The sequence below is a fragment of the Sinorhizobium terangae genome (genome assembly GCF_029714365.1).
GTDB lineage: Bacteria > Pseudomonadota > Alphaproteobacteria > Rhizobiales > Rhizobiaceae > Sinorhizobium > Sinorhizobium terangae.
Window position 1 is genome coordinate 1,245,922 of record NZ_CP121659.1, and the last position, 23,107, is coordinate 1,269,028.

The following is a 23,107-nucleotide window of genomic DNA, read 5'->3' on the forward strand; positions in this document are numbered from 1 at the left end:
TTCGTTGGGAAAAAGCCGCCGAAACGGCGGCTGACGCGAGCGAATTGCCAAGGGCCAGCTACAGCGCCGTGCGTCCTTTAGGACGCACAAAGGACGCTGTAACTCTTTGATTCCACGCATCGTGCTTTCCGAAAATCGGGTCCGATTTTCGGGCCGATGCGCTAAGCCGTCTTGATTTCGCCCATGCGGTTCCACGCATCGAGGCCGGCGATCTTGTAGGCTTCGGCGAGAGTCGGATAGTTGAATGTGTTTTCGACGAAGTACTCGACGGTGCCCTTCAGATTGAGAACCGCCTGGCCGATATGCACGAGTTCGGTCGCGCCTTCCCCGATGATGTGGACACCGAGCAAACGCCGGGTCTTGAGTGAGAAGATCATTTTCAAGAGGCCTGAATCGAGCCCCATGATGTGCCCGCGCGACGTCTCCCGGAACCGCGCAATTCCACATTCGTAAGGAATGCCGCGCTCTTTGACCTCTTCTTCAGAGAGGCCGCAGGTGGAGATTTCCGGCACGGCATAGATGCCATAGGGGAAATATTTCTGCGGCTCCTTCGCGATTGCCCCGACGGCGACGCGAGCGGCGACGCGCCCCTGTTCCATGGAGGTCGAAGCAAGACTCGGGAAGCCGACGACGTCGCCGGCGGCGTAAATGTTCGGAACCGAAGTCTGGAATGTTTCCGGGTTCACCTTCAGCCGCCCGCGGCTGTCCGCTTCGAGCCCGGCCGCGGGCAGGTTGAGAGCGTCGGTCGCGCCGATCCGGCCAGCGGCAAACAAGACCATCTCGGTCGTAATCTTGCGGCCATTGTCGAGCGTAAGCAGAACCTTACCGTCTTCGAGCCGCTCCACTTTCTCCGCCTTCTGGCCGAGATTGAGCTTCATGTTGCGATCGCGCAATTGATAGGTGAAGTCCTCGACGATCTCCTTGTCGATAAAATCGAGCATCGTTGTCTTGGGATCGATGACCGTGACCTGCGTGTCGAGGGCGCTGAAGATCGTGGCGTACTCGATGCCGACAACGCCAGCGCCGATCACGACCAGCGAACGCGGCAATTCCCCAATGTCGAGCAACTCGTCGCTGTCGACGACGGTCTTACCGTCGAAGGGGATGTAGTCCGGGCGGAAAGGTTTCGTTCCGACGGCAAGCAGGATGCTCGTTGCGGAAACGGGAATGCTCTCGCCGTCGTCCTTGAGGATCTCGAGCGTCGTCGGGCTCACAAAACTTGCCCGGCCGCGGACATGCTGGACGCGGTTTCGCGCGAACTGGTGTTCGAGCACCTCGACCTCGTGATTTAGGGTGATGATGAGACGGCGGCGCAGATCGTCGGCGCTGATTTCCTGCTTCACCCGATAGGAGCGGCCGTAGAAGCCGCGCTCGCGCCACCCCGACAGGTTGAGCGCGGTCTCGCGAAGCGTCTTCGAGGGAATAGTTCCGGTATGGACGGAGACGCCGCCGACGCGCTTGCCCTGCTCGACGACGAGCACCTTCTTACCGAGTTTCGCGGCCTGGATGGCGCCCCTGCGCCCTGCCGGGCCGCTTCCGACGACGATGAGATCGAACTGGTTCATGAACGCTTCCCGTATGCGAAGAATCGTTGTGCAATGCGGCAAATTTCATCCGCAGGCGTTTATACCGTCAATTGTGCCGTTTGATGAAGCACCATGCGCATTGTTCTATCGTGGATGCGCCCGTGCCGAAATAAAGCTATGTTTGCGTATGACGTCGCCCGTTCGTTTTCTTGCGCGGCGAAGCACAGGTGGAATAGGAATGGCATCAGAAGCGACGGCGATCCCCGGCCATTCGGCTGGCGTGATAAAGGTCGAGACGGCGGTTCGGCCGACCCGCCCGGGAGTCGTCGCTGCCGCGGTCTACCAGGACGGGCAGCGCCTCCGCGACATTGAGATCGAAGAGGCGGGACAATGGCGTGACCGCGAAAACGTCGTCATCTGGATTGGCCTGCATGAGCCGGATGAGGCACTGTTGCGGCAGGTTCAGGCTGAATTCAATCTCCACGATTTGGCAATCGAGGACGCCGGAAAGGCGCACCAGCGTCCGAAGCTGGAAATCTACGGTGACGCGATCTTCGTCGTCGCGCGCACGGCCCACATGGCCGACGATCAGATTTCCTTTGGTGAGACGCATCTCTTCGTCGGTCGCGGCTACATTATTTCCGTTCGCCACGGGGCATCGACCTCCTACATGGCGGTCAGGCAGCGATGCGAATCCTCGCCGGCAGCGCTCGCCCATGGTGAGAATTACATCCTCTATTCGATCCTTGATTTCATCGTCGACAACTACATGCCGGTGGTCGAAGCGATCCACGGCGAGGTCGAGGAACTTGAGGATCGCTTGTTGCGCGGCCGGTTGGACAAGGCGGACATAGAACGGCTTTACTTGCTGCGTCGCAACCTTCTGCGCCTGCGCAATGCCGTGGTGCCGTTGGTGGACGTGTGCCGCCGGCACGAACACCTCGAACTTCCGGGCATGGATGCGGCGATGCAGCCCTTGTTTCGCGATGTGACCGATCATGTTCGACGGGTCCAGGAAGACATCGATGCGCTGCGCGAGGTGCTTGCCTTCACCTTCGAGGCGAGCCTGATGATTGGCCAGTCGGAGCAGACGGAAATCTCGCGCAAGCTCGCTTCGTGGGCAGCGATCCTGGCGGTTCCGACGGCGATTGCCGGCATCTACGGCATGAACTTCGAGGACATGCCCGAGCTTCGGTTCCGCTACGGCTATTTTGTCGTGCTGGCCGTCATCATCGGGCTGTGCGTTACACTCTACCGCTTCTTCCGGCGTGCGAAATGGCTTTGAAGCAAATGCCGGGCACGCACCCACGCTCAGCCACCGGTTCACTTTGTCGATATATCCTAGATAGCCCGGCAACGATCAGCTGTTACGGCTGCCGAATTCAACCCAATCCGAAGAACGACAAGACAGCTATCACGATCACAACTAGGCCCACGAGGTAAATGATTTGGTTCATCGGTCACTCCTTTCATGGGAATGAACGGACGCCACCGTAGGGAAGTTCCAAGCGAGTTGTTCAACGCGGCCTGCCACTGGATGGAGAGCAACTGTGGCGCACCTGACAGCTTCAGCGAGATGGCCGTAATGAGAAACAGGGTCGAGCGCGCGCCGTTGCGGGCCGCGGCTCACGACCACGCTAGAACAGTCGAAGGCCCTTGAGGCTCGCGTGCCCGTCCTTGCCGATGATGATGTGGTCATGAAGAGCGATGCCGAGCGGTTTGGCGGCTTCGGCGATCAACTTGGTCATCTCGATATCTGCACGAGAAGGCGTCGGGTCGCCGGAGGGATGGTTATGGACCAGGATCAGCGCGGTCGCTGATAGCTCGAGTGCACGCTTGATCACCTCACGCGGATAGACCGGCGTGTGGTCGATCGTGCCTCGCTGCTGGACCTCGTCGGCGATCAGCGCATTGCGCTTATCGAGGAAGAGGATGCGAAACTGCTCCTTGGTCTCATGCGCCATCGCTGCATGGCAATAGTCGATAACGGCGCTCCAGGATGACAGGACCTGCTTGTCGCGCAACTCGCTCTTCAGCATCCGGTGGCTCGCTGTGGCGATGAGCTTGAGATCAAGCGCGACCGACTCGCCAACACCCTTGACCTCCTGCAACAGATTGAGCGGCGCGCCGAAAACGCCTGCGAGCGTTCCGAAGCGCGCGAGCAGCGCCTTGGCAATCGGCTTCGTATCGCGACGGGGGATCAGCCTGAACAGAATGAGTTCCAGCACCTCGTAGTCCGCGAGCGCTGCATCGCCATGTTCGCGGTAACGGTCGCGCAACCGATCGCGATGGCCGTGATAATGTGCCTCCGCGGAAGGAGCAGAGATCACTTCGGGGTCGCCGACGCGCGGCTTTTGCTGTGCAAAGAACTGCCGCTCGTCCGTCGGCTGCAGTTCGCCTTCGGAGAGGGGCGGGGTCCTCGTCACGCGTTGCCCACTGCAGCAATGCCGGGCTTGAACAGGCCGGCTGGCGAAAGCGTGAAGATTTCGCAGCCATCCGCAGTGACGCCGATCGTGTGTTCGTATTGTGCCGAAAGCGAACGGTCGCGCGTGACGGCGGTCCAGCCGTCCGACAGAACCTTCACGTGCGGCCGACCCAGATTGATCATCGGCTCGATCGTGAAGATCATGCCTTCGCGCAGTTCAGGGCCTTCATTGGCGCGCCCATAGTGCAGGATGTTCGGCGCGTCGTGGAACAGCCGGCCGACGCCATGGCCGCAGAAATCGCGCACGACCGAACAGCGCTCGGATTCCGCATAAGCCTGTATGGCCTCGCCGATCGCGCCGGTGCGTGCGCCGGGCCGCACAGCCGCGATGCCGCGCATCAGGCATTCGTGTGTGACTTCGAGCAGCCGCTCCGCGGCACGTTTTACCTCGCCGACGGGATACATGCGGCTGGAATCGCCATGCCAACCATCCACAACATAGGTGACGTCGATGTTGACGATGTCGCCTTCGCGCAAGGGCTTCTCGTTCGGAATTCCATGGCAGACGACATGGTTGATCGACGTGCAAGATGATTTCGTATAGCCGCGATAGTTGAGCGTGGCGGGAAGCGCGCCGTGGTCCATGCCGAATTCGAAGACGAAGCGATCGATCTCTTCAGTCGTTACGCCAGGCTGTACGCGGGGCACCAGTTCATCCAGGCAACGCGCCGTCACCTGACAGGCCTTGCGCATGCCTTCGAAACCATCCGGCCCGTAAAGACGGATGACGCCGGTGTTCTTGTAGGGGGCAGCGCCGGCCTCGATATAGGTTACCATTACAGAACTTTCATTGTTTCAAGCGCATGTCATAAATCAGCGAGGGCGGGTTCGTCCACAGCCATCGCCGCAGTGGCTACTATTTGCGAGGGCGATATCGTGCATTTGATGGCATAAGCCTCAACGCCGCGTGTCGCAGCGCGCTCGAATGCGCGAGCATAGACCGGATCGAGTTCGCGGCATATCCGGAAGACATCGCAATCGTGTCTTTGGACAAGATAGAGCATGATTGCGCGGTGGCCGCTTTCCACCATGTCGCCGAGTTCTTCCAGATGCTTGGCGCCGCGCGCGGTCGGGCTATCGGGAAATTCAGCGAGGCCGCAATCGCGGCTGAAGTGGACGTTTTTCACTTCCACATAGGCAAGACCCTTCGTGGGGTCGCTGAGGAGGATGTCGATCCTGGAGTTGCGGCCGTATTTCTGCTCGCGCCGCAGTAGCGGGTAGGTATGAAGGTCGCCGACGAGGCCGGCCGCGATCGCTTCCTCGGCAAGCCGGTTTGGCAGTCCGGTATTGATGCCGACCAATGTTCCGTCCGCTTCGACGATCTCCAGCATATGCCGGTATTTCCGCGTCGGGCTGTCGTGCTCCGAAAGCCAGATCGGCGATCCCGGGGTGGTCAAGCCGCGCATCGAGCCGGTGTTCGGACACGAGCCGGTAATCCTCGTTCCATCGGCAAGAACGGCGTCAAAAAGAAAGCGCTTGTAACGCTGCACAAGCGTGGCTGGAACGAGCGGACGGGAGAAGTTCACGTGTGACCCATCAGGCCCGTGCGCGGACATAGGAGCCCGGCGCTTCCTCAAGCGAGTTGAGCGGCCCGCCGGGCTTTCGGGCCGGAACGCGTTTCTTGTCGAGCTTTTCAACCCAGCTGTGCCAGTGCGGCCACCAGGAGCCCGGTGTCTCCTTTGCCTTGCCGAGCCACTCGTCGACGTCGCCCTTGGCGGGACCGCCGGTCCAGTATTGATATTTGCCTTTGTCCGGCGGGTTGACGACGCCGGCAATATGGCCCGAGCCTGACAGAACGAACGTTACCTTGCCGCCGAAGAAGCTGCTGCCGAGGAACACCGATTTGGCGGGCGCGATGTGGTCTTCCTTCGTTGCTAGGTTGTAGATCGGTATCTTGACGTCGCCGAGCGAGATCTTCCGGCCGGCAAGCACCATCTCTCCCTTGGAGAGCTTGTTCTCCAGGTAGCAGTTGCGAAGATAGAAGGAGTGGTTGGCTGCCGGCATCCGGGTTGAATCGGAGTTCCAGTAAAGGAGATCGAAGGGCAGGGGCTCCTGGCCCTTCAGATAGTTGTTGACGAAATACGGCCAGATCAACTCGGACGCCCTGAGCATGTTGAAGGCGGTCGCCATCTTCGAGCCTTCGAGATAGCCGGTCGCGCTCATCTTGCGTTCGATTTGGCTGATCTGGTCATCGTCGACAAAGACCTTTAGATCTCCCGCATAGGTGAAGTCCACTTGCGTCGTGAAGAGTGTCGCCGAGCGGATGCGCTCATCGCCTTCGGCGGCGTGGAGCGCCAGCGTGGCAGCAAGCAACGTGCCGCCAACGCAGTAACCGATGGCATTGACTTCGCGCTCGCCTGTTGCCTGCTCGATGATGTCCAGGGCAAACCCGATCCCTTCACGGGCATAGGCCTCCCAGTCCTTCGAGGCATGGCGTTCATCGGGGTTGACCCAGGAGATGACGAACACGGTGTGCCCTTGGTCGACCGCCCATTTGATGAAGGATTTTTGCGGGTTGAGATCGAGCACATAGAACTTGTTGATCCACGGCGGGCAGATCAGCAACGGCCGCTTGAGAACTGTCTCGGTGCTCGCCTCATACTGAATGACTTGGCAGACATCGCTCTGGGCGATCACCTTGCCCGGCGTGATTGCGATGTTTTCGCCGATGGCGAACTTGCTGGTATCCGTCTGCCGCAACCTGAGATCGCCGCGCCCGGCAGCGATGTCTTCCGCAAACATCTGCATGCCCTTGACGAGGTTGGCACCACTTGATGCCACGGTTTCGCGATAGAGTTGCGGGTTGGTCGTTACGAAATTGGTCGGCGACAGGGCGCTCGATATCTGGCGCACGTAGAATGCCGCCTTATGCTTGGTATGGTCGTCGAGCCCCTCGGCGTCATTGACCATCCTCTCCGCCCAATCCGAGGTAGCGAGATAGGCCTGGCGAATGAAGTCGAAGAACGGATTCCTCACCCAGTCCTCGTCCGCAAAGCGCTTGTCGGTGCGCTCGATGCTCGTCGGATCCGTGGCAACATCGCCGGCCATGCGCTGAAGGCTACGCGACCAGATGTCAAAGAAACTGCCCATGAGATGTGTCTGGGCTTCCAGCGTTCGACGCGGGTCGGAGAGCCAGTACTCCGAGATCTTCGATAGCGTCTTGACCATGTCGGAGACGGGCTCGGCGAAGGTATCGGTCTTCTCGCCAGCTTCGCGCGGAGCAAGCCACGCAGACGCTGCCTTGCCGAGTTGTTCTGCTGCGCGGGCCAGGTTGACGGCCAAGCTTTCTGGATCCTTGACGATGTAGGGCTCGACCGATTTCGGATCAAAGCCGGCAAAGCCGCTCTTGCCACCGCCGTCCTCGGCCTTCCTGTCTGCTGTCACCCGGCGTCCTCCACAGCATCTTATCTGTTTTGCATTTTTACATTCTGCCCGAAAATGATTACAAGGGCTAGAGCGTTCAGCTTTCCAAAGGAATCACAGGAAGCGAGTAAATCGCTTTGAATTCAAGCGGTTAAAGTGTCATTGGCGTGTCTTTTTCGGGCACCCGGTGCACTGGCCATCGTCGCGCCGGAAAAACAGGGGTCATCGCCAGCATGCTTGTCGTCGGAAAACAGGGCTCGGTTTCTTGGGTTTTGGGATTGCTCCTCGCGGGCGCTCTTACCGGATGCAGTTCGACAGCCCAATTGGCCTCGTATCCATCCGTTTATGGGCAAAAGCCGGCCGCGGCCCCCCAGATGACCGAGGAAGAGGCGGTCTCGATGCAATCCCGGTTGACGGCGCTTGCCACGGCCCGCCAATCCGGCTCGATCTCCGAGGCCGAATATCAGCGGCGCTTGAAGGAATTGCAGTTGCTGGCCGAGCAACACGGGGCCGACACGCTGAAACAGATCGCGAATTAGCGCTTGCCTTTCCGGTGATTTGGACGCAAAGCGTTGAATGGCCGCGATGACGGCCGTTCACCACCGCGTTTGCTTCCGCGAAAGCCGAACGGCTTGTGGAGGCTTGCGCCAAACGAGGTTTGGAGATGGAAGAGTTTCATAAAGTCCGGCGTTTGCCGCCCTATGTTTTCGAACAGGTCAACCGTTTGAAAGCAAGCGCGCGAGCGGCCGGTGCTGACATCATCGACCTCGGAATGGGCAATCCGGATCTTCCCACCCCGCAGTCGATCGTCGACAAGCTTTGCGAGGTTGTCCAGGATCCGCGCACACACCGTTATTCGTCGTCGAAGGGCATTCCCGGTCTGCGTCGTGCTCAGGCCGCCTATTATGCCCGTCGCTTCGGCGTCAAACTCAATCCCGAGACACAGGTTGTCGCGACGCTCGGCTCCAAGGAAGGCTTCGCCAACATGGCGCAGGCGATCACCGCACCCGGCGATGTCATCCTGTGCCCGAATCCGACCTATCCCATCCACGCCTTCGGCTTTCTGATGGCGGGCGGCGTTATCCGGTCTATCTCAGTGGAACCGGACGACAGCTTCTTTCCGCCGCTGGAGCGGGCTGTGCGGCATTCGATTCCGAAGCCTTTGGCGCTGATTCTCAACTACCCGTCGAACCCGACGGCGCAGGTCGCTTCGCTCGACTTCTACAAGGAAGTCATCGCGTTTGCGAAGAAGCACGACATCATCGTGCTTTCGGATCTCGCCTATTCTGAAATCTACTTCGATGACGCGCCGCCCCCCTCCGTGCTGGAAGTGCCTGGCGCGATCGACGTGACGGTCGAGTTCACGTCGATGTCGAAGACGTTCTCCATGCCCGGCTGGCGCATGGGCTTTGCTGTCGGAAACGAGCGGCTGATCGCGGCGCTGACGCGGGTCAAGTCCTATCTCGACTACGGCGCATTCACGCCGATCCAGGTTGCCGCGACGCAGGCGCTCAACGGTGACGGCAGCGACATTGCCGAGGTGCGTAACATCTACAGGCGGCGGCGCGACGTGATGGTCGAGAGCTTCGGCAAGGCGGGCTTCGAAGTGCCGCCGCCGCCGGCGACCATGTTTGCCTGGGCAAAGATCCCCGAGAAGTTCCGTCATCTGGGCTCGCTCGAGTTCTCGAAACTTCTCGTCGAAAAGGCGGACGTTGCCGTCGCGCCCGGCATCGGCTTTGGCGAGCAGGGCGACGACTATGTCCGCCTGGCGCTCGTGGAGAACGAACACCGGATCCGGCAGGCTGCACGTAACATCAAGCGCTTCCTGTCCGCGGCCGATGAGACGATGCACAACGTCATCTCGTTTAACGCACACCGGTAGGAAATCGGGTCGGTCCGGTTTCCAAACCAGAATAGTCCCGCCACGCCTGGCGGGGCCTCTACATGTTAGGAACTTGCTATGTCAGATGCCCTCAAAATCGGCATTGCGGGCTTGGGGACCGTCGGTGCCTCGCTCGTGCGGATTCTCCAGGATCGTCATGAGATGCTGGCAACCACGTGCGGTCGGGCGATCGAGATCATGGCGGTGACGGCGAGGGACCGATCCAGGGACCGCGGCGTGAAGCTTTCGAACATCAAGTGGTTCGATGACGCGGTTTCGCTGGCGTCCGAAGCGGACATCGACGTTTTCATCGAGTTGATGGGCGGAGCCGGAGATCCGGCCTATTCCGCCGTGAAGGCTGCGCTGCAGCGGGGCATCCATGTGGTCACCGCCAACAAGGCGCTGCTCGCCGCCCACGGCATCGAGCTTGCGGGAATTGCCGAAGAGCATGGCGCGCTGCTCAACTATGAGGCCGCGGTAGCTGGCGGCATTCCGGTTATCAAGGCGCTTCGCGAGTCCATGACGGGTAACACCGTCTCGCGCGTCTATGGCATCATGAACGGCACCTGCAACTACATCCTGACGAAGATGGAGAAGGAGGGGCTTTCGTTCGAAGACTGCCTGAAGGAAGCCCAACGCCTTGGCTATGCCGAGGCGGATCCGGCCTTCGACATCGAGGGCAACGATACGGCGCATAAGCTGTCGATCCTGACCAGCCTCGCCTTCGGCACCGCAATCGCCGCCGATGACATCTACCTCGAAGGCATCACCAACATCTCGATCGAGGACATCCAGGCGGCCGCCGATCTCGGCTATCGGATCAAGTTGCTCGGGGTCGCGCAACGTACCGAAAGCGGCATTGAGCAGCGCGTTCATCCGACGATGGTGCCTTACGATTCCGTCATCGCCCAGGTCGACGGTGTGACGAACGCGGTTGCGATCGAGTCCGATATTCTCGGCGAACTGCTGATGGTCGGCCCCGGTGCTGGCGGCAATGCGACCGCGTCGGCCGTGCTCGGCGACATCGCCGATATCGCCAAGAGCCGCCCGGGCGCGCAACACGTACCGGCTTTCGGCCGCCCGGCGACCGCACTGTTGCCCTACAAGCGAGCCCGCATACAAAGCCATGAAGGCGGCTATTTCATTCGGCTGAAAGTTCTCGATCGTACCGGTGTCTTCGCCAACATCGCGGGGCATATGGCCGAAAACGATATCTCGCTCGAATCGATCATGCAGCATTCCAAGCACTACGTGGATCCCGCCGAACCGAAGACGATCATACTGGTCACGCATGCCACGCATGAAGCTTCCGTGCGCAAGGCGATCGTCGCCGTCAAGGGCGAGGGCTATCTTGTCGGGGAGCCGCAGGTCATCCGAATCGAGCGGCCAAAGGCGGGCTGATCGCCCACCGGCACATTAAAACTGTTGAGAAACGGCTCCGACAGGCCTCTGGCCCGCCGGAGCCTTCTTCATTCGGGTTCTTCCAGCCTGAAATGTCCGCTAAGAACAGAAGAATGCGGGCGGACAAATAACATGGACGTATTGGCGGACCCGATCCAAAGGGCATTTCTCGGCGTCGAGCGCTCGGTCAGCGGGCAGCGCTGGGTGTCGCGTCTGGATCAAGCCGGGCAAAACCGGGCCTTGGCGATTAGCCAGGTCCATGGCTATTCCGAGATGATCGCCCGCGTGCTCGCCGGCCGCGGCGTAGCGCTCGACGATGCTGCCGCGTTTCTCGATCCGACGCTTCGCGCGCTAATGCCGGATCCGGACACGTTGACCGATTGTCGCAAGGCGGCCGAGCGACTGGCACTGGCGACGCGCCGCCACGAAAAGGTGGTGATATTCGGGGACTATGACGTCGACGGCGCCGCCTCTTGCGCGCTGATGGTCCGCTTCCTGCGCCATTTCGGCATCGAGGCCGACATTTACATTCCGGACCGCATCTTCGAAGGTTACGGGCCCAATCCGCAAGCGATCGAACAACTGGTCGACAACGGAGCCGATCTTATCGTTACGGTCGACTGCGGTTCGACCAGCCACGAGTCCCTTGAGGTTGCCGCCCGCCGCGGCGTCGACGTCGTCGTCATCGACCACCATCAAGTGGGGTCATCCCTCCCGCCGTGCCATGCGCTCGTCAATCCGAACCGCGAGGACGACCTCTCCGGCCAGGGGCATCTTTGTGCTGCCGGCGTCGTCTATCTTGCCCTCGTCAATACCTTGCGGGTGCTGCGCGGCCAAAGGGATCCGCGTGCTGCGTCGTTCGATCTGTTGGCGCAGCTTGATCTTGTCGCATTGGCGACCGTCTGCGATGTGGTGCCGCTCAAGGGGCTCAATCGCGCCTATGTGGTCAAGGGGCTGATCGCCGCGCGTCACATGGGAAATAAGGGCCTCGCGGCGCTTCTCCGCAAGGCTGCAATCGGCGGCCCGGTGACGCCCTATCATCTTGGATTCCTGATCGGCCCGCGTATCAATGCGGGTGGACGAATCGGCGATGCCGCCTTGGGCAGCAGGCTGTTGGCGCTCGAAGATGCGGCGGCCGCCGAAACGATTGCCGGCCGGCTCGACGAGCTTAACCGCGAGCGTCAGGCCATGGAGGCGGCGATGCTCGCCGAGGCCGAAGCGGAGGTGCTGGCGGAATACGGGACCGGCGAGGGGGCTTCGGTGATCGTCACGGCGCGGGAAAGCTGGCACCCGGGAATCGTTGGGCTCATCGCGGCACGCATCAAGGAAAAATTCCGCCGGCCTGCCTTCGCGATCGCCTTTGACCCGAGTGGGCGAGGAACGGGATCGGGGCGTTCGATCAATGGTTTCGACATGGGCCGGATGGTGCGGGCGGCGGTCGAAAGCGGTCTTCTCGTCAAGGGCGGCGGCCATGCCATGGCTGCGGGCTTGACAGTTGAGCGCACAAATCTCGGCAGGCTTCGGCAATTCTTCGAAGAGCGGGCCGAAGCGGTGGTGCGCGATCTTGTGTCCACGGAGACCCTGAAGGTTGACGGCGCGCTCGGTGCGTCGGGTGCGACGATCGAACTGGTCGATCTCCTGGAGCAGGCCGGCCCCTATGGTTCTGGACATCCGCAGCCGATCTTCGCCTTTCCGCAGCACCGGCTGCGTGACTCCCGACAGGTCGGCGCCAATCACGTCAAGGTAACGCTCGAGGGCCAGGATGGCAGCCGGATCGACGGCATCGCCTTTCGCGCCACCGAAACGCCTATCGGCGACTTCCTGCTTGGCAGCCGCGGCTCCACCATTCATGTGGCGGGATCGGTTTCGGCGGACCTCTGGCAGGGAACCCGTCGCGTCCAACTGCGTGTAGCGGACGCAGCAAAGGCGATCTGACGAATTCGAGAATGGTGGAGCGTGATACTCCTCGCTTGGTCCAAAGCCCTTCCAACCATGCCGACCCGGCGGTTATCTCAGTAGCGTGACCGCCTCTATCGGAAAGCGAATCCCCCGGGTGCACCGCTCTGCGGTACGATAGTCGGGTCGGAGAAATTGCGGTAACCGAGCAGCGGAACGTCGCATTTCAGATCAAACTGGCCGACGGGCGCCTTGCGGACACAATCATTCGTCGTGCGGTACGGATGGCCTGCTATCTGATGGGTTCCAGGCGTAGGCCCGATGCTGCCGGTCGTGGTGGTGCACGAGACGAGCGCTGCACTGGAAAGCACGCTGGCCGTAATCAATGTCGAAGCGCAATAATTCATGGATTCCCCCCAATTTCGTTTTCCGGCTGGTCAGCAGTCGGATCAGGCTTCCAATATATCAGAAAGTGCTCAAATATAGGGGCAAGGCCTAAGTACAGTATTCCTAAGGCGAATTGCTATCTGGCCGGAACCTTTGGTCAGGTTGGCTTACGCCTGTGTAACTGTAAGATTTGATTGGGATTATGGCACGCCCAACGGGACTCGAACCCGTGTTTCCGCCGTGAAAGGGCGGCGTCCTAGACCGCTAGACGATGGGCGCCCAAGACGACGTGGCTTATAGTAAGCGCCTCGGATTCCCGCAAGTGATGAAGAGCCATTAAATTCAAATTTTTGCGGAAAACTTGTAGTGGTTCGACGTCATCAAGCCGCGAGCGTTCGTCGCGCCATGTTTAGCGTCAAGAGCGAGATGGGATTGGTACGCCCAACGGGACTCGAACCCGTGTTACCGCCGTGAGAGGGCGGCGTCCTGACCGCTAGACGATGGGCGCGCGGGACGAATTGCACATATAGCTCAAGCCTTGGGATTTCCCAAGCCCCGGCGCGAGCGGCGACGGTAAAAATCACTCGGCAACATACAATAATTGGGAAAACGGGAGGAGTGGCACGCCCAGCAGGCGTGCCACCACCTTTGGGAACATTTTCTCGGGGACATTCCGGCCCATCCTTTCCAGTGCTTCCAATGGCCTGCGGACGCCACCGCAGCCGTGCCCACCGGAGTGCCGGCACTGTTTCTTGTATCACGAGGAAGAACTAGAGCCGCTGTCTCTCAGGCCATAATCCTTACCGCGCGACGGCGGATGCTTACTTGAATGAAACACGCAGTCTTGGCGAAGACGCGGCTGGCAAGTAATTACATCGTGCAACTCGCTCGTACTCACCCACCGCGGCCGCGTCGGCCTCCTTGAGAGAGCAAGCAAAAAGATGCTGCGGAAAAGCGCAGCCGGCTAGGAATGGAGCAAATGACTACAAGCGTGTTGGCAGCCAGCGGCGGCGTTAAACAAGTGATCTGCATCAATTGGGGAACGAAGTATGGAGCCCCGTTCATAAATCGACTTTACGCGATGGTGGCTCGCAACATTACGCCGCCTTTCACCTTCACTTGCTTTACCGACAACCGCGCAGGTTTGAACCCGGAAATAAGTTGCGAGGACCTACCGCCACTCGACGTGGAGAACATGCCGATAAATACCAGAGGCATCTGGCCAAAGGCCCGACTCTGGGGGGCGACGTTGGGAAAGCTGAGAGGTCCAGTTCTTTTTCTCGATCTGGATCTCGTGATCGTTTCCTCTCTCGACGGTTTTTTTGAGGTTGGTGAGGCGGATGACATCGTCATGACGAGAAATCAGACGACGCCCTTTGAGCGCCTAGGGCAAACGTCACTCTTCCGTTTTCCGGTTGGGAAGCTCGTGCCGCTGCAGGAAAGGTTTCGATCCGATCCACAGGGTGTGGCCGACGAGTACCGTTACGAGCAACGCTTCGTAAGCCGCAACGCGCCCGGGGGGATAACATTCTTTCCACGAAAATGGGTTCTCCACTTTCGCCAGGACTGCCGTTGGCCATTCCCGCTCAACTATCTTCTTGCTCCACGTCTGCCGAGCGATGCGCGTGTCATTATTTTCCCGCGCGGTCTGCACCCACAGCACGCGATCGAAGGGCGATATGGAACCAAGGCTCCCCATAAGACGGCGTTCAAGCACATAGCGGGTGTCTTCGATCCGAAGCAAAGGAAGAACAAGGGCGCGCTGCAGTACCTGCGGCACTATATTCGTCCGACGCCTTGGGTGGCCGAGCACTGGCGCGAATAGGCGTGCGGATGGCCGCACTTGAGGTCTTACGGGCGATTGAGCTGCGAACGGATTACCGAGGCGATACGGCGCGTTTCGTCGAGTGGCTCGTAGCTGTAGGGTTCGATTTTTCCTTTGAACGGCCGCGTCAGCTGCAGAGTTTCGTTGAGGTCCCTGTGATAGCGCTCGAACTTGTCCAGCCGCGGACCCACGACGGGGGTTAGGTCAAGCGTAAAGACCGGCTTGCCCGTCGCCAGAGCCTCGCAGGGCATTGTGATCGAGTCCTTGGCGATCACGAAGGCGTCGGCGGCGGCCATATAGTCGAGGTAGGGGTTTTCGCTTCGCCTGTCCCACACGGCAATGCTTTCGCTGTTGAGTGCCGACAGGGCCTGCTGAGTGTGGTCTTCAGATCTGCGTGAGACCGACACAACGATGCGCCAGCCTTCTTTCTCCAATTGCTCGATGGCCCTCTTTATATTCTGGTGCGTTCTGTCGTCATAAACATATGCGCCATTCGAGCCGCCTACGAAGACGGCAGCTATTGGCTGCCCGTCCGGCGACAAACGTCTGCGCGCGGCATCCCTAAGAGGTGCCAGCCGCGCCGAGGTGATCTGATGCGGTACTCCGACCATCGAATGATAATTCGGCCGCTCGTTCAATTCGTCGACCCAATCGTGGCGAGAGACGAAGACGAGATCATATCCTTCGATGCGCGGCCGCTGGAGGTGCACGGTCAGAGGCTTGCCGCCATAGGCCGCCTTGATGTCAAGAACTGCGGGTTCTGCCCGAAAACCGCAGGAGATTACCAGCTCGGGACGCTGTTCCCTTTTGCGAAAGAGCCTGGGTTCGAACAGTTTTCTCAAGCCGCGGGCCCGACTGATCAATTTGACGACCGGCTCGTGGTGAAACTCCTTTCCAACGCCAAGGCACTGCGTAAGCGTTCCCGCCTTGCTTTCTGCCACCGCCCACACGCAGCGCTCCGACGCTTTCGTCGCCTTGTCGTCGTTGTCTTGCAAACCTGAACTCCGAATCTGACGCTATTTTGTACCGCGCGTGCCTTGCGCCGGCTTACTGACCGAGATCGATCCCATTTTTGTCGATGAATTCGAGCATGCCGCGGTCTTCGACGACATTGGTTTCGATATACCTGATGGTGGTAGCGACCTTGTTTCGGTATTTCGCCGTTGATCCATCGAAAGACCAGCCTCTGTCTGTCTTTTCCTTCAACTCCTCGATCGACTTCGCGTAGTAGTGATTGAGCTGTACGAACTCTGCAGAGTAAAATTCGGCAGCCTTCCGCTTATTCCTTGGTACCACTTTTCCCGCATCATTTGCGGTTCTGTCGCCATAGGAACGTGTTTGAAAGTGGTGCACGCCCACTTTCGTCACCTCGACCGGATCGACAATGCATTTGAAATTACTTGCGTCGAGGTTCTGCTGCATCGGATCGGAGACCCGCATTTTGTAATTGAGGCATACGGGCCCTGCTGGTCGCGAGACGTGACCGCTATGGCCGAACATGTGCCACGGCAAGGAAATATTCGGAAATCCGCCTGCTCCTCGCAGGGCTTCTTCTAACGTCCGGCCTTTCTTGGGAAGCAAGAATTCATCGACGTCGATGAACGCCATACGATCGTACCTGCCGCCAAAGTTTAGAATCGCATGTGCGAAGGCAATCGTCTGCCCGTTCAAAAACTCACCACTTTCCTCATCCCGCATGCGAAGTTTCCAGGGGACGACAGTCAGTTCCTCGGGCTTCAACGCCCGCTGAAGCACCTCGCGCGTGCCATCAGTCGAGCCGTCTTCATAGATGTGAAAATGTCGAACCCCGACGGCTTGGTGAAAACGCACCCACTCCTCGATGTAGCTAGCTTCGTTTTTCACGCAGGCGACGATCGCAATGCCGTGCCGGCTCAACTCTGCTGGCGGAGGTGTGATGGCAAGTTCTCTAGTAAGATGCCGATTAGCCTTCAGTCCAAACATCTACGACCCTTGGTTGCTAACATGGAGTGGCTCTTTTGTTGGCCGCACCCTAGGTCGGCGCAGAAGGATGAGGAACGTTGCGCCTACTTGAACATGCATTTTCTGGTCTTATCAACTGTGCTGCTTTGATTTGGATAGATCACCATTTATAGATGGGGCAAGCCGGACTTCGAATCCGAGCCTCGGTAATATGGAGAAAGCGCGCTGAAAGCACGTTAAGGTTGGGATGGGTGTCCATGGACTTTCCCGCTTCCGGAACGACGGAGAAGTTGACGACAACGGAGCAATGGCGTGCACTGTTTTCCACGTTCTCACACATCGTTCTCGTCGCCAACAGCGACGAGGTTAGCGTCAAGGAACTTCAGGCCGAATACCCGCGGACGGCTCTCTTTGTATTCTTCAACAAGGTCTACAAGGTTCTTGACGAACAATTTTCCGGGCGCTCCCTACTGATATCACGCGCTCAACCGCGAGGCGCCAACATCGTCTACCGACAGGAAGTCGCTGACGTCCTCAAGCTGTTCGCGCCCCAGGAGTTCCTGGGTATCATGAACATCCGCCTGGCCGCGAGCGAGAGGTTGAACACAAGCTCGGATTACTTGGGAACGCCCACCGGACATTTGGACTTGACGGGCTTCTGCGCTGACTTTTATCCGCAGGATAAAGTTCCTACGAGCGGCTTCGCCATCGCCCTGTGGCTGGTGGACCAGGCACTTCCGGCCGAGATCGTTCTGGCGGGCTTCTCGGCAAAGCGCAGCGAAAAGTGGCGGGTGGTGGCTGTGCACGACTGGACTTTCGAGCAGGTCTTCTTGCGCCTCTTTGCAAGAGTGGGCAAACTGACAATGCATGGTGGTATCTCGACAAACAGTTACAACTCACTCGCTTCGCGTTTCCCGGAGTTGCCCGCTGCTGAAATCTCCTCGACGATCGCCGAAGTCTTGTCGTCGCGACTGAGCCAGACCGATGCGCAAGTTGACAAGTTAATTTCTTTAACAAACGTATTGCGGTCCATTGACGAATATCTACGACGGCTGAAGCCGAAGTTTCTGAAGAAAACGAAGGTGTAGTAGTATTACATTGGCAAGTGCCGATTTCTGGTGAGGATAAATGGGGTCATGGGTCTCCGACGCGCGCAAGCGCATATACCGAAATCTGAAGTACCGCATCATACGCCCGGATCCGCCGGCTGCCCCGTTTCGATTCAATAGCCCCGTTGTGGTCGTCGGGTCCGCTCCTGTGTCCCATAAGCCGGCCGGATTGGACGGGAGCTTCAGGATCATTACCGTGAACGGCTCGCAATCGGTCATCGCCAAGTGGGGCGTCGATGCGCCTGACATAACGATGATGATGTTCAACCAGGTCGAAGGAACCACCCCGAACGCGGTTGAAGTCAGGCGTGTGCTGACGAGACAACGCACCGGCACGCTCTATGTATTTCTCTGGCGAAAGGACGATCGCGCGCGGCTGGAGGAGGGATTGCGGGCGTTCGATTATCAATACGACCGACTGGAGATCGTTGATCGCTACGAGCGGATGGCGTTGCTGGACCGCGTGGCGAATTTGCGTTCCCTTGAGATGGACGCAGATTCCAAATGCTCAAATGGAATGAACGCGGTTCTCTTTGCCCTTTATAACGGAGCCCCCGCCGTCATCATAACCGGGATAAACCCGAACTCAACGGGCCATGTCTACAATTCAGCGGGCCTGACTCGACTTCATGTCCACATGGACAAAGTCCTCGTTTCGAAGCTGGTTAGTGAGGGGCGCCCGGTCTTCACGGCGGATCCATCGGTTTCGGAAGAGTTGGGTATACCATTGTGGACCGCTACAAGCCGCTGAAATTACTTGAAACTTACGTTGCTGCATTTGCCTGATCAACGCCTGCGATAGGAAATCAATGCGTTCAAACCGTCCCTTTTCCCGTTCTTGCATCAAGATCGCCGTCCGCCTGCTGTTAGGACGATCAAGGGCACATGTGCAGGACTGGTTTCCCGGCCTCAAGATCGAGCGTGCGACTGCAGATCGAAAGGGCGCGATCCGGTATCGGGGCAAGTTGGTGGGACATCTCACGAGCTCACGCGCTTTGGAGGCAAAATCCTCGAGGGTGCTTATCGTCGGCTCCGGTCCCTCGATCGCGCAATGCGACCTCACCCGCGCAGAGGAGTATTCCTGCCTTCTTTTGAACGGCGCGGTGCATCTTTTTCCCGCCGTAATAGCAAAGCCTCTGGCAGTCGCAATTGAAGACGAGCGGTTCGTATGGAGACACTTCGATCTCATGAAGCGGATCCCGGCCGGATGCGTGTGTCTCTTGTCAGTGAGCGTCATAAGGGCAATCTGTGAATTGGACAGCACATGGTTGCGAGACAAGCCGATCATATTGATCGATAACTTGCGAAAGCCATATGGGCTGCCACGCCGAGACGCCGCGGAACTGCGCAAGCGGTCCCATGTAAGGCTGAGCGAGGATGGTGCGATAGGGTTTTCTGAAGATCCCTCCGCCGGCATCTTCCAAGCAGGTTCAGTGGCCGTTTCAGCGACACAGTTTGCTGTCGCCTGGAAGCCTCGCGTGATCGGGTTCGTGGGGATCGACATCAGTAATGCCGATGAGCCCAGGTACTATGAAACAACCGATAAAGCCTATTCGGGCATCATCACGGCCCAAAAGTGGATTATCGATCATCTGGTAATGGCCCGGAGCATAGCCGTTGAAAGCGGCATCGAGATTGCAAATTACTCGCCTGTCTCGGCGCTCATCGAGGTGGGCTTTGGCTACGACCCCACCTTTGCAAAAACTGACTGACCTTTAGCGGGGATTGGAAGCGGAAGGTGCATCGAAGAACTGAGATCGGGGCGGCAGTTCGTCTCCACCGCCCCGATGAAAATGGCTCATGGTGCTGCGGTTAAGCCGAGCGCTGCGTCACATGAAGAACGCGATCACGTGCAGCGAACCACTCCTCGGCGTAGTCATCGTTCCTGTACTCATCGAAGTAAGGCCCGCCATCTGTGAAATGGACAAGCTTTGCATCCGGCGAGTATTCGTACTCGTTGACGAGCCAGTTCCAACTCGGCGGCAGTTCGCCGATAAGGTCGTCGGAATCCAGCCATTTGAACTGATGCAATTCAAGCCCAGTAGCAGTGTTGACGTAGTTCAGATCCAGCTTTCGGCACGTGGCATTGTTGAACAGGATCACGCTCGACCAGTTCTTCTTTTCGTACTTGGTTTGGACTTGCCCCAGGAATTTCGTTTCGACTTTCGGAACATAGTTGTGCTTTACGCACATCGCGGCATAGCGATCGTCTCTCAACTCCCACAACTGGGCGATGTCAGTTCGCATCAGCATATCGCAGTCAACGAAAAGCGACCAACCTTCGTAGCCGCTCAAATAAGGTACGAGGAATCGCGAAAAGGAAAACTCGGTAGATTGGAGAGGATTCCGCTCGCGTGTAAAAATCCTCTCGACGTTGTTCAAGGATATCGGCGTGAACGAGACCGGGATGGAGCTCTTTTCCAGAATACTTTGGCAAAGAACATGATAGGCAACGACTTCCTTGCTATCGAAGCCGATGAAAATGTGAGCATTTTGCGTCATTACACCTCCGATTATAGGTAGGCTTCAAAACGTCCTGGGCCTGGCTTGTTCCTCTATGCGGCGAAACGACTTGAACTGACTTTGATTTGCGTCTCGTCCCGATATCCGGTTTATCCAAAAAAGGCGTCGGCGTGAAGCCTTGGGGCAGCGGATAACGTTCGCCGGCGACAGTGCTTCCGTGTCGCATTGTCTCGTCCTGCCAATGAAGCGAAATTTTGCGCTTTGTAGTTCACAGCCACAGGAGGGCGTCTGGCAAATTCCTCGAACTTCGCCTAGTAGCTTGTCGCTTGCCCGTGCTATTGCGACCAGTATGGGCGAGGACGATGGGGAGGGGGAATGCGCAGTCTCCTGGTGCGAAGACCGGATCTCTTGTACGTTCTGATTGCCGGTTATTGCCTGCTAAGCATCGTCTTGAAAATTCTGCGCCCGGACTCGCTCGAGATCGATGAGTCAGAGCAGGCTCTGCTCTCTCAATATCTGCTGCTCGGATACGGAGCCCAGCCGCCCCTCTACAATTGGCTTCAATACGGAGTCGTGGCCCTATTTGGAATCTCCGTCGCGTCGCTGACTGTCGTAAAGAACGTTCTTCTGTTCCTCTTCCTTCTATTTTACGGCTTTACCGCGCGTGTACTCTCCCGAAGCCAGTTGAGTCCTGCGGTGGCGGTGCTGGGTGTGCTGACGTTACCGCCGGTTTTCCTTCTGTCGCAGCGCGACCTGTCCCACACCGTCGCAGCGCTATTTGCGGTGTCGCTCTTCCTCTACGGCTTCTTCCGAGCTCTCAAGAAACCGCCCAATCTTGGCGACTACTTGCTCGTCGGCGTTGCCATAGGGCTCGGGGCGATCTCGAAATACAATTTCGTGATACTCCCGGTCGCGGCGTTGCTTGCCATTTTGCCGGAAGTGACGCTGCGCAAACATTTGTTTGACTGGCGTGTACTCGCTTCGGCTGCAGTTTGCGCGGTAATCGTGGCACCCCATGCCTTCTGGATCGTCAACAATATAGGCCATGCCACGGGTGTCACTGTGGCCGAGATGAAGGAGGGGGCGGGCAGCGCGCTGCCGCACGCCATCCAGGGGCTTGTCTCCCTGACGGTTGCGGCACTCAAGGGCGTCGCACTGACGCTTGCCGTCTTCGGGTCGATCTTCTTTGCGGATCTGGGGAAGATCCTGCGCGCCGAAAGTCTATGGACGAGGGTGGTCGGCAGGATGCTTCTTGCCTGCTTCGTCATGGTGGCGTTCATCGTGGTCGCAATGGGTGCGACCCACATTCGTCCGAAGTGGCTGGCGCTTTTTACGGCGCTTCTCCCGCTTTATCTGACGCTCAAAATCGATGCCGCAGGTCTGAATCCCGCCCGGCGCTTGCCCGCGCTCCTTTCGATAGCGGGCGTCCTCTCAGTCGGCGTCATCCTGATGCTTTGGGCAAGGGTCTTCATCGGTCCAATGATCGGCGACTATTCTTTCGCACACACGCCTTACAACGGTTTCGCCCACGCTGTGCGCGCTGAGGCCGGCCCGCCCCCGGTCGCCATTGTAGTCGACGACCGGATCGTGGCGGGCAACCTCAGGATTCAGTTTCCCGACACCCCGATTATACTGACCGGGTTTTCTCAAGGGGCGGAAAAACGGCTCCCGGCAGGGCGAATTATGGCTGCTTGGTCGGCAGAGAGTAGCGGGCGAGAAGCGATTCCTCCTCGCATTGCGGCCCTGCTGGAATCCATGCTCGTTCGAATGGCCGATTCGAAGCCCACGATCATCTCAGTTCCCTACAACGCTGGGCGCCCGGGCGACGTGTACACCTTTGCCTATGTTTGGGCGGACCTCCGGTGAAGCCGGTCCGGCCCGATCGAGCCGTCCATGTTGGCGGCGATGTCGCTTCTATCCCGAACGAAACGCAGGCCGATATGCTCAGAGAGCTCCAACTCGGTCGTGAAGACATTTCCGCGATCTCTCAAGCGCGTCAGAACGAAGGTGTCTTCAGCGATCTGCCGCCGAATTCTCCCCTTATCGTCGTAAGAATGGCCCATCTTCGTGACTGAGAACCCCGCGAGGGTCACAGACGGCACGCCCATGAAAAGTCCGTAGCAGACGGCGGCAACTCCGTTCGTCACTTTGCCCAACTCTCCAATATCAGGGGGTAGCCCGCCACTCACGACTTCGACGATCGCCTCGCGCTCATCTTTGGTGGCGCGCATCAGGCTCTTGTAACGCACGCGCGGCATTGAAAGAAGTTTCAGGTACATCACCCAAAGAGGCTTCGTATGGAGCCATAGAAGCCCTCTCGTCCTTACATAGGGATGCTCTTCCCATGACTTCTTCCGTTTTCGGAACGTCAAATCGGCGGGTGGCAGACCGAGTGCGTTGGCTGTCTTGCCCGAGTTATTGACGTCGACGCGTGCGCAATGTCCTATTAGGTCCGGCGGTATCGTGGGGTCCGGCGCGGAGCCGAGGATCAACCACGGCTTATCGAGAATCCCGAGCCGCGAGAGCCAGCGACGGTGTTTTTCCCGCAGTGTTTCAAGCGCGTCAGGTTCAATCGTCATCGCGAATCCATTGACCAGGTATCGAGGCGAGATTTACTTAGCGGCTGTCATCCCATTTCTCGCACAAGCTCGGCTAAGTGTCCATTCGCCGCCGCGTCATCGTCTTTGGGAGGCCAGTGTGGCAATATCTCGAACCTTCTGGCGGTCACGCCCAAGAAGGCATGGGTACCTCTCAAACGCACAATTTGGCCGTCTTTATTTGATTTCGAGCGCTTCACGCCGATCATCGATAGATTCGCGCAGGTGTCCC

Annotated in this window: 19 protein-coding genes and 2 tRNA genes; 10 read left to right on the forward strand and 11 right to left on the reverse strand. The window is 58.6% G+C overall.

Features of this window, described 5'->3' with window-relative positions; all coding sequences use genetic code 11:
* Positions 1-161 precede the first annotated feature (161 nt).
* The gene (gene sthA, locus QA637_RS05950; protein ID WP_283064283.1) at positions 162-1,565 is read right to left on the reverse strand and encodes a Si-specific NAD(P)(+) transhydrogenase; all 1,404 of its coding nucleotides are present in this window, start codon (positions 1,563-1,565) and stop codon (positions 162-164) included.
* Positions 1,566-1,764: 199 nt separating this feature from the next.
* Here sthA and QA637_RS05955 point away from each other — a divergent pair, with 199 nt between their 5' ends.
* Positions 1,765-2,811, forward strand: coding sequence for a magnesium and cobalt transport protein CorA (locus QA637_RS05955; protein ID WP_234886731.1), 1,047 nt, complete (start codon positions 1,765-1,767; stop codon positions 2,809-2,811).
* A 352-nt stretch (positions 2,812-3,163) separates the two neighbouring features.
* On the opposite strand, the gene radC is transcribed toward QA637_RS05955, so the two are convergent.
* The 4 genes from radC to phaC are packed head-to-tail and all read right to left on the reverse strand — an operon-like array spanning position 3,164 to position 7,395.
* Positions 3,164-3,952: a RadC family protein gene (radC, locus tag QA637_RS05960; protein WP_184109032.1), complete on the reverse strand. Its 789-nt coding sequence runs from the start codon at positions 3,950-3,952 to the stop codon at positions 3,164-3,166.
* On the reverse strand, positions 3,949-4,788 hold the full coding sequence (map, locus tag QA637_RS05965) for a type I methionyl aminopeptidase (protein WP_153436433.1): 840 nt from the start codon (positions 4,786-4,788) through the stop codon (positions 3,949-3,951). Before map ends, radC begins: the two co-directional genes overlap by 4 nt.
* A gap of 29 nt (positions 4,789-4,817) precedes the next feature.
* Positions 4,818-5,537: a DNA/RNA nuclease SfsA gene (gene sfsA, locus QA637_RS05970; RefSeq protein WP_184109034.1), complete on the reverse strand. Its 720-nt coding sequence runs from the start codon at positions 5,535-5,537 to the stop codon at positions 4,818-4,820.
* 10 nt (positions 5,538-5,547) lie between these two features.
* Complete coding sequence (phaC, locus tag QA637_RS05975; RefSeq protein ID WP_184109036.1) at positions 5,548-7,395, reverse strand: poly(3-hydroxyalkanoate) polymerase subunit PhaC; 1,848 nt, start codon at positions 7,393-7,395, stop codon at positions 5,548-5,550.
* Between the two features lie 212 nt (positions 7,396-7,607).
* Here phaC and QA637_RS05980 point away from each other — a divergent pair, with 212 nt between their 5' ends.
* From QA637_RS05980 to recJ, 4 genes are all read left to right on the forward strand, one after another.
* Positions 7,608-7,913, forward strand: a complete 306-nt coding sequence (locus tag QA637_RS05980) for an SHOCT domain-containing protein (RefSeq protein ID WP_153436431.1) — start codon at positions 7,608-7,610, stop codon at positions 7,911-7,913.
* A 125-nt stretch (positions 7,914-8,038) separates the two neighbouring features.
* Entirely contained in the window at positions 8,039-9,256 is a 1,218-nt protein-coding gene (locus QA637_RS05985; RefSeq protein ID WP_153436430.1) for an LL-diaminopimelate aminotransferase, read from the forward strand.
* Positions 9,257-9,334: 78 nt separating this feature from the next.
* Positions 9,335-10,657 carry a homoserine dehydrogenase gene (locus QA637_RS05990; RefSeq protein WP_153436429.1) on the forward strand — a complete coding sequence of 441 codons (1,323 nt, stop codon included), beginning with the start codon at positions 9,335-9,337 and terminating at the stop codon, positions 10,655-10,657.
* Between the two features lie 132 nt (positions 10,658-10,789).
* Positions 10,790-12,592 (forward strand): single-stranded-DNA-specific exonuclease RecJ, encoded by a 1,803-nt coding sequence (gene recJ, locus QA637_RS05995; RefSeq protein WP_153436428.1) that lies wholly within the window; start codon positions 10,790-10,792, stop codon positions 12,590-12,592.
* A 551-nt stretch (positions 12,593-13,143) separates the two neighbouring features.
* On the opposite strand, the gene QA637_RS06000 is transcribed toward recJ, so the two are convergent.
* Positions 13,144-13,219, reverse strand: a tRNA-Glu gene (locus QA637_RS06000).
* Positions 13,220-13,373: 154 nt separating this feature from the next.
* A tRNA-Glu gene (locus tag QA637_RS06005) sits at positions 13,374-13,448 on the reverse strand.
* Positions 13,449-13,919: 471 nt separating this feature from the next.
* Between QA637_RS06005 and QA637_RS06010 the strand changes: the two genes are divergently transcribed.
* Positions 13,920-14,765: a glycosyl transferase gene (locus QA637_RS06010; RefSeq protein WP_153436382.1), complete on the forward strand. Its 846-nt coding sequence runs from the start codon at positions 13,920-13,922 to the stop codon at positions 14,763-14,765.
* A gap of 26 nt (positions 14,766-14,791) precedes the next feature.
* On the opposite strand, the gene QA637_RS06015 is transcribed toward QA637_RS06010, so the two are convergent.
* Entirely contained in the window at positions 14,792-15,760 is a 969-nt protein-coding gene (locus QA637_RS06015) for a mitochondrial fission ELM1 family protein (protein ID WP_283064284.1), read from the reverse strand.
* 52 nt (positions 15,761-15,812) lie between these two features.
* The gene (locus tag QA637_RS06020; protein WP_153436384.1) at positions 15,813-16,727 is read right to left on the reverse strand and encodes a glycosyltransferase family 92 protein; all 915 of its coding nucleotides are present in this window, start codon (positions 16,725-16,727) and stop codon (positions 15,813-15,815) included.
* Positions 16,728-16,963: 236 nt separating this feature from the next.
* Here QA637_RS06020 and QA637_RS06025 point away from each other — a divergent pair, with 236 nt between their 5' ends.
* The 3 genes from QA637_RS06025 to QA637_RS06035 are packed head-to-tail and all read left to right on the forward strand — an operon-like array spanning position 16,964 to position 19,527.
* Complete coding sequence (locus QA637_RS06025) at positions 16,964-17,794, forward strand: 3-deoxy-manno-octulosonate cytidylyltransferase (RefSeq protein ID WP_283064285.1); 831 nt, start codon at positions 16,964-16,966, stop codon at positions 17,792-17,794.
* 40 nt (positions 17,795-17,834) lie between these two features.
* A complete protein-coding gene (locus tag QA637_RS06030; RefSeq protein WP_153436386.1) occupies positions 17,835-18,566 on the forward strand; it encodes a membrane-anchored protein in 732 nt (243 codons plus the stop codon).
* Positions 18,567-18,624: 58 nt separating this feature from the next.
* Positions 18,625-19,527, forward strand: a complete 903-nt coding sequence (locus tag QA637_RS06035; RefSeq protein WP_153436387.1) for a glycosyl transferase — start codon at positions 18,625-18,627, stop codon at positions 19,525-19,527.
* 100 nt (positions 19,528-19,627) lie between these two features.
* Here QA637_RS06035 and QA637_RS06040 read toward each other — a convergent pair whose 3' ends face one another.
* A complete protein-coding gene (locus tag QA637_RS06040) occupies positions 19,628-20,317 on the reverse strand; it encodes a glycosyltransferase family protein (RefSeq protein ID WP_283064286.1) in 690 nt (229 codons plus the stop codon).
* A 336-nt stretch (positions 20,318-20,653) separates the two neighbouring features.
* Here QA637_RS06040 and QA637_RS06045 point away from each other — a divergent pair, with 336 nt between their 5' ends.
* Positions 20,654-22,144: a glycosyltransferase family 39 protein gene (locus QA637_RS06045; protein ID WP_283064287.1), complete on the forward strand. Its 1,491-nt coding sequence runs from the start codon at positions 20,654-20,656 to the stop codon at positions 22,142-22,144.
* On the opposite strand, the gene QA637_RS06050 is transcribed toward QA637_RS06045, so the two are convergent.
* Positions 22,120-22,857 carry a hypothetical protein gene (locus tag QA637_RS06050; RefSeq protein WP_153436390.1) on the reverse strand — a complete coding sequence of 246 codons (738 nt, stop codon included), beginning with the start codon at positions 22,855-22,857 and terminating at the stop codon, positions 22,120-22,122. The genes QA637_RS06045 and QA637_RS06050 overlap by 25 nt on opposite strands.
* Positions 22,858-23,107 lie beyond the last annotated feature (250 nt).

What these genes read in the sequence shown, in the direction of transcription:
- QA637_RS06030 (WP_153436386.1), top strand. Translation starts at nt 17,835, where the DNA reads ATGGGGTCATGGGTCTCCGACGCGCGCAAGCGCATATACCGAAATCTG.
- QA637_RS05980 (WP_153436431.1), top strand. Translation starts at nt 7,608, where the DNA reads ATGCTTGTCGTCGGAAAACAGGGCTCGGTTTCTTGGGTTTTGGGATTG.
- QA637_RS06020 (WP_153436384.1), bottom strand. Translation starts at nt 16,727, where the DNA reads ATGTTTGGACTGAAGGCTAATCGGCATCTTACTAGAGAACTTGCCATC.
- QA637_RS05955 (WP_234886731.1), top strand. Translation starts at nt 1,765, where the DNA reads ATGGCATCAGAAGCGACGGCGATCCCCGGCCATTCGGCTGGCGTGATA.
- sthA (WP_283064283.1), bottom strand. Translation starts at nt 1,565, where the DNA reads ATGAACCAGTTCGATCTCATCGTCGTCGGAAGCGGCCCGGCAGGGCGC.
- map (WP_153436433.1), bottom strand. Translation starts at nt 4,788, where the DNA reads ATGGTAACCTATATCGAGGCCGGCGCTGCCCCCTACAAGAACACCGGC.
- QA637_RS05985 (WP_153436430.1), top strand. Translation starts at nt 8,039, where the DNA reads ATGGAAGAGTTTCATAAAGTCCGGCGTTTGCCGCCCTATGTTTTCGAA.
- QA637_RS06040 (WP_283064286.1), bottom strand. Translation starts at nt 20,317, where the DNA reads ATGACGCAAAATGCTCACATTTTCATCGGCTTCGATAGCAAGGAAGTC.
- QA637_RS06010 (WP_153436382.1), top strand. Translation starts at nt 13,920, where the DNA reads ATGACTACAAGCGTGTTGGCAGCCAGCGGCGGCGTTAAACAAGTGATC.
- QA637_RS06050 (WP_153436390.1), bottom strand. Translation starts at nt 22,857, where the DNA reads ATGACGATTGAACCTGACGCGCTTGAAACACTGCGGGAAAAACACCGT.
- QA637_RS06035 (WP_153436387.1), top strand. Translation starts at nt 18,625, where the DNA reads ATGCGTTCAAACCGTCCCTTTTCCCGTTCTTGCATCAAGATCGCCGTC.
- QA637_RS05990 (WP_153436429.1), top strand. Translation starts at nt 9,335, where the DNA reads ATGTCAGATGCCCTCAAAATCGGCATTGCGGGCTTGGGGACCGTCGGT.
- recJ (WP_153436428.1), top strand. Translation starts at nt 10,790, where the DNA reads ATGGACGTATTGGCGGACCCGATCCAAAGGGCATTTCTCGGCGTCGAG.
- QA637_RS06045 (WP_283064287.1), top strand. Translation starts at nt 20,654, where the DNA reads ATGCGCAGTCTCCTGGTGCGAAGACCGGATCTCTTGTACGTTCTGATT.
- QA637_RS06025 (WP_283064285.1), top strand. Translation starts at nt 16,964, where the DNA reads ATGGACTTTCCCGCTTCCGGAACGACGGAGAAGTTGACGACAACGGAG.